This window comes from Sphingomonas bacterium (assembly GCF_903643065.1).
GTDB lineage: Bacteria > Pseudomonadota > Alphaproteobacteria > Sphingomonadales > Sphingomonadaceae > Sphingomonas.
Genome location: NZ_CAHJWX010000184.1, coordinates 1 through 5,177, shown reverse-complemented (window position 1 = coordinate 5,177; position 5,177 = coordinate 1). Strand labels below are relative to the sequence as shown.

The following is a 5,177-nucleotide window of genomic DNA, read 5'->3' as shown; positions in this document are numbered from 1 at the left end:
TCTCCCCTGAAGGGGAGAGGGAATCACATCACCCGTTCAACACCTCGACCAGCGTCGAGCCCAGCTCGGACGGGGACGCGGCGACCTTGATCCCCGCCGCTTCCATCGCGGCGATCTTGTCCTCGGCGCCGCCCTGGCCGCCCGAGACGATCGCGCCGGCATGGCCCATGCGGCGTCCCGGCGGGGCGGTACGGCCGGCGATGAAGCCCGCCATCGGCTTCGACCGGCCACGCTTCGCCTCGTCGCGCAGGAACTGCGCCGCCTCCTCCTCCGCCGAGCCGCCGATCTCGCCGATCATGATGATCGACTGCGTCGCCTCGTCGGCCAGGAACAGCTCCAGCACGTCGATGAAGTTGGTGCCGTTGACCGGATCGCCGCCGATGCCCACCGCGGTGGTCTGGCCGAGCCCGGCGTTCGAGGTCTGAAACACCGCCTCGTAGGTCAGCGTGCCCGAGCGGCTGACGACGCCGACCGAACCGGATTTGAAGATGCTGCCCGGCATGATGCCGATCTTGCACTCGCCCGGCGTCAGCACGCCCGGGCAGTTGGGCCCGATCAGCCGCGACTTGCTGCCCGACAGCGCGCGCTTGACCTTGACCATGTCGAGCACCGGGATGCCCTCGGTGATCGTGACGATCAGCGGCACCTGCGCGTCGATCGCCTCCAGGATCGAGTCGGCGGCGAAGGGCGGCGGCACGTAGATCACCGACGCGGTGGCGCCGGTCTTCGCCACGGCCTCCGCGACGGTGTCATACACCGGCAGGTCGAGGTGCGTGGTCCCGCCCTTCCCCGGCGTGACGCCGCCGACCATCTGCGTGCCGTATTCCAGCGCCGCCTTGGTATGGAAGGAGCCGGTCTCGCCGGTCATGCCTTGCGTGATGACCTTGGTGGTCCGGTCGACGAGGATGCTCATAGGTTCTTCCTGTTTCGGCGCGCCGGGACGGGCAGCTCGTGCGGGCGCGTCGTGATGGCGGCCCAGTCGTAGGGGTTTTCGGAAGGGAAGGCGGTCAGCGGCAGGTTGGTTTCGCCGGCCGCTTTCGCGTTGGCGGTGCGCCACGCCCTCGTCACCGCTTCGTCGATGCGCGATCGATAGCTCGGGTTGTCCTCAAAAGACTGCTCGATCCGACGCCGGTGTTCGGCGATCGACGCAACCCAACTAGGTGTTCGCTTGATCGGCTGAGTATCCCACTTCAGCATGTGCACGATCACGATCTCAATCGCGCTGGCGAAACTGTAGAATGCCGACCTGCCCAAGCTTTCGACCTCATCGACCAGGTTGACGATGTCGAGCTCGCCAAAGCGCCCCGCCTGCAACAGTGCTGCCTGCGCGTCGATCCACGCGCTGTAATCGGCTTCGTACGAGGCAGCTTGCCGCCCCGGCCCGATCCGTGGATCGCGCTCGGCCATCGCTCAGGCCAGCGTCTCGTCGATGCCCTTGCAGGCCTCCAGCAGTTCCTTGACCGCGTCGACGCTGACCTGAAGGTTCGCCTTCGCCTCGTCGTCGAGCGCGATCTCGACGATCTGCTCGACGCCGCCCGCGCCGATCACCACCGGCACGCCGACGTACAGCCCGTCGAGCCCATACTGTCCCTCGACATGCGCCGCCGCCGGCAGGACGCGCTTCTGGTCGTACAGATACGCCTCCGCCATCGCGATGCCGCTCGTCGCCGGCGCGTAATAGGCGCTGCCGGTCTTGAGTAGTGCCACGATCTCGCCGCCCCCGCCGCGCGTCCGCTTGACGATCGCGTCGATCCGCTCCTGCGTCGATCGACCCATCTTGATCAGGTCCGGCACCGGGATGCCCGACACGGTCGAATAGGCGATCACCGGCACCATCGTGTCGCCATGGCCGCCCAGCACGAAGCTGGTCACGTCCTTGACCGACACCTTGAACTCGTCCGCCAGGAAGTGGCTGAAGCGCGCGCTGTCGAGCACGCCCGCCATGCCGACCACCTTGTGCGTGGGTAGCCCGGAGAACTCGCGCAGCGCCCACACCATCGCGTCGAGCGGGTTGGTGATGCAGATCACGAAGGCGTCGGGGGCGTTCGCCTTGATGCCCTCGCCCACCGCCTTCATCACCTTGAGGTTGATGCCGAGCAGGTCGTCGCGGCTCATGCCGGGCTTGCGCGCGACGCCGGCGGTGACGATGATGACGTCGGCGCCGGCGATGTCGGCATAGTCGTTGGTGCCGGCGATCGTCGCGTCGAAGCCCTCGACCGGCCCGCACTGCGACAGGTCGAGCGCCTTGCCCTGCGGTACGCCCTCCACCACGTCGAACAGGACGATGTCGCCCAGCTCCTTGAGCGCCGCCAAATGCGCGAGCGTGCCGCCGATGTTGCCGGCGCCGATCAGCGCGATCTTGTTGCGGGCCACGCGGGCACCCTCCCTGCCATGAACGATGGTCGGGCGCATAAGCACTCCGCGGGCCGGGAGCAACCGCTAACTCGCCTTATTGCGAGTGGTCCGCAATTGCAAGAGCGCCGTGGCCTCGCGCCAGATAGTCGTCCGACCGCATCTCCTCCAGCCGGCTGACCGTGCGCTGGAACTCGAAACGGCCGTCGCCGGCCGGATAGAGCGCGTCGGGTTGCGCGTCGGCGGCGGCGAGCAGCTTGACCTTGTGCTCGTACAGGGCATCGATCAGCTGGACGAAGCGCGCCGCCTCGTTGCGGTTGTCCGGCCCCAGCACGGGAATGCCAACCAGGATGACGGTGTGATAGCGGCGCGCGACCGCGAGATAATCGGCAGCGCCCCGCGCCTCCCCGCACAGCCGCTTGAATGAGAACACCGCGACGCCCTTGAGCGCCTTGGGCACATGCAGTGTCCGGCCCTGAACGGGGAGGTCGTCGGCCGGGATCGGCTCGGTCACCTCGTGATCGGTGAGGCGGAAGAAGGCGGCGGAGAGCTGCGTGGTCGCCGCCGCGCCGTTGGGCACGAGCCAGATATCCTGCGCACCCAGCCGGTCGCGGCGGTAATCGACCGGGCCGTTGAGCGCCAGCACGTCGAGCCTAGTCTCGATCAGCCGGATGAAGGACAGGAAATGCTCGCGGTTGAGGCCGTGCAGGTAGAGCTGGTCGGGCGTGCGGTTGGACGTGGTGACGATCGTCACGCCGGCGTCGATCAGCGCGGTGAACAGCCGCGACAGGATCATCGCGTCGGGCGAGTTGGTGACCATCATCTCGTCGAAGCAGAGCAGCCGCGTTTCGCCCGCGAGCTGTTTCGCGACGGGCGGGATCGGATCGCCCAGCTCCTTGCGGCGCTCGATGGCGAGGCGGCCGTGCACCTCCAGCATGAACTCGGCGAAGTGGACGCGCCGCCTAGCGGGCACCGCGACGCCGGCGACGAACAGGTCCATCAGCATCGACTTGCCGCGCCCGACATCGCCCCACAGGTACACGCCGCGCGGGGCGACGGCGCGGCGGCGGAACAAGCCGGCCCGGCGGGGCTGCTCCAACATCTGGCCGAGGGCGTCGAGATGACGGGCGGCGGCGGCCTGCTCGGGATCGGGGCGCAACTCGCCGGCGGCGAGGAGCGCCTCATAGGCGGGGAGGATGGCGGATGTCGTCACCCTCACCCTTCCCACCTACTGCGCGGGCGGGCCCCTTCACTCTCCCCATGGGAGAGGGAAACAGCTCGGCGATAGCCGAGCGAAAAGGGTGAGGGTGACGCGTTGCCGTCAGCCAATTCAATTACCTTGCCTTCCGCGGCGCGCCCACGAAGCTCGCAATCATCGACTAGCGTTGGAAGCGTGATCCCGCTCAAGGCCGGGATGATAAAGGCCTCAGAGGACGCGCTCGGCTTCCATCTTCTTCACCTCGGCGATCGCCTTGGCCGGGTTGAGCCCCTTGGGGCAGACGTTCGCGCAGTTCATGATCGTATGGCAGCGATAGAGGCGGAACGGATCCTCCAGCGCGTCGAGCCGCTCGCCTGTCATCTCGTCGCGGCTGTCGGCGAGCCAGCGATAGGCCTGGAGCAGGATCGCCGGCCCCAGGAACTTGTCGCCATTCCACCAGTAACTGGGGCAGGAGGTGGAGCAGCAGGCGCACAGGATACACTCGTACAACCCGTCCAGCTTGGCGCGCTCGGCCGGGGACTGGAGTCGCTCCTTGCCCGCCGGCGCTGGGCTGACGGTCTGCAACCAGGGGCGGACCGACGCATATTGCGCATAGAAATGCGTGAAGTCGGGGACGAGGTCCTTGATTACGTCCATGTGCGGGAGCGGCGTGATCTTCACCTGCCCCTTCACGTCCTCGATCGCGGTGGTGCAGGCGAGCCCGTTACGCCCGTCGATGTTCATCGAGCAGGAGCCGCAGATGCCCTCGCGGCACGAGCGGCGGAAGGTGAGCGACGAATCCTGCTCCGCCTTGATCTTGATCAGCGCGTCCAGCACCATCGGGCCGGTCTGGTCGAGATCCAGCTCGAACGTGTCGTAGCGCGGGTTCTTGCCGGAGTCCGGATCGTAGCGATAGATCTTGAAGCTCTTGGTCCGCTTGGCGCCGGTGGCGCGCGGGTGCGCCTGGCCCTTCTGGACGACGCTGTTCTTGGGGAGGCGGAACTGGGCCATCATGTCCTCGTGCGAGCTTGGGGATGTATCTAGCGCGACACACCCCTTCACTCAACGGCTAGCTGGCGTGGGCGCCGCCCCAGTCGAGGCGCCGCGTGACATACATCACGCCCGCCAGCGCCACGAACAGCAGCACGGCGCCGATCAGCAGGCTATACGCCTCCAGGCTGAGCAGCACGTACAGCACCGCGTACAGCGTCGCCAGCAGCGCCGCCACCGCCAGCCCGCGGCCGCCCGAGCGCAGCACGGCCGCCGAATAGCTGGCGATCAGGCCGATGATCGCGGCGCTCGCGAGCAGATAGGCGGGCGTGAAGCCGATCACCTCGGCGAGCGCGAGCAACAGGACGAAGAAGAGGATCAGCCCGGCGCCGACCAGCAGATATTCGGGCGTCGCCACCCGCACACCGCCGATCACGTCCCATAACAGGAACAGCGCGAAGGTGAAGCCGATGAACAGGAAGCCGTATTTTACCGAGCGATCGACCATCGAGTACAGATCGACGGGCGTGACGAGGTCGACGCTCGCCTCGCTCGGCGCGTCGACGTGCGGGTCCGGCGCCGCGCCGGGGTCGGCGACCTCGGCCAGGCCCTGGCCGAGCGCGAGGTTGCCGACGCG

At 67.6% G+C, this 5,177-nt stretch carries 6 protein-coding genes; all 6 read right to left on the bottom strand.

Translation table 11 applies throughout. From position 1 onward, the window contains the following. Positions 1 to 28: 28 nt before the first annotated feature. Positions 29 to 913, bottom strand: a complete 885-nt coding sequence (gene sucD / locus HUU95_RS07815) for a succinate--CoA ligase subunit alpha (RefSeq protein WP_174279606.1) — start codon at positions 911 to 913, stop codon at positions 29 to 31. Continuing rightward, positions 910 to 1,407, bottom strand: coding sequence for a DUF29 domain-containing protein (locus HUU95_RS07810; RefSeq protein WP_174279605.1), 498 nt, complete (start codon positions 1,405 to 1,407; stop codon positions 910 to 912). Before HUU95_RS07810 ends, sucD begins: the two co-directional genes overlap by 4 nt. A gap of 3 nt (positions 1,408 to 1,410) precedes the next feature. After that, entirely contained in the window at positions 1,411 to 2,373 is a 963-nt protein-coding gene (gene mdh, locus HUU95_RS07805) for a malate dehydrogenase (RefSeq protein WP_174279604.1), read from the bottom strand. Positions 2,374 to 2,449: 76 nt separating this feature from the next. Then, positions 2,450 to 3,571: a cell division protein ZapE gene (gene zapE, locus HUU95_RS07800; protein ID WP_254602678.1), complete on the bottom strand. Its 1,122-nt coding sequence runs from the start codon at positions 3,569 to 3,571 to the stop codon at positions 2,450 to 2,452. A gap of 207 nt (positions 3,572 to 3,778) precedes the next feature. Then, the gene (locus HUU95_RS07795; protein ID WP_174279603.1) at positions 3,779 to 4,561 is read right to left on the bottom strand and encodes a succinate dehydrogenase iron-sulfur subunit; all 783 of its coding nucleotides are present in this window, start codon (positions 4,559 to 4,561) and stop codon (positions 3,779 to 3,781) included. A 58-nt stretch (positions 4,562 to 4,619) separates the two neighbouring features. Then, positions 4,620 to 5,177: inner membrane CreD family protein (locus tag HUU95_RS07790; RefSeq protein WP_174279602.1), on the bottom strand; the 558-nt coding region annotated here is incomplete at its 5' end.

Bases quoted from the DNA above. Each gene is read 5' to 3' on its own strand.
- sucD (WP_174279606.1), bottom strand. From the start codon at position 913: ATGAGCATCCTCGTCGACCGGACCACCAAGGTCATCACGCAAGGCATG.
- HUU95_RS07810 (WP_174279605.1), bottom strand. From the start codon at position 1,407: ATGGCCGAGCGCGATCCACGGATCGGGCCGGGGCGGCAAGCTGCCTCG.
- HUU95_RS07795 (WP_174279603.1), bottom strand. From the start codon at position 4,561: ATGGCCCAGTTCCGCCTCCCCAAGAACAGCGTCGTCCAGAAGGGCCAG.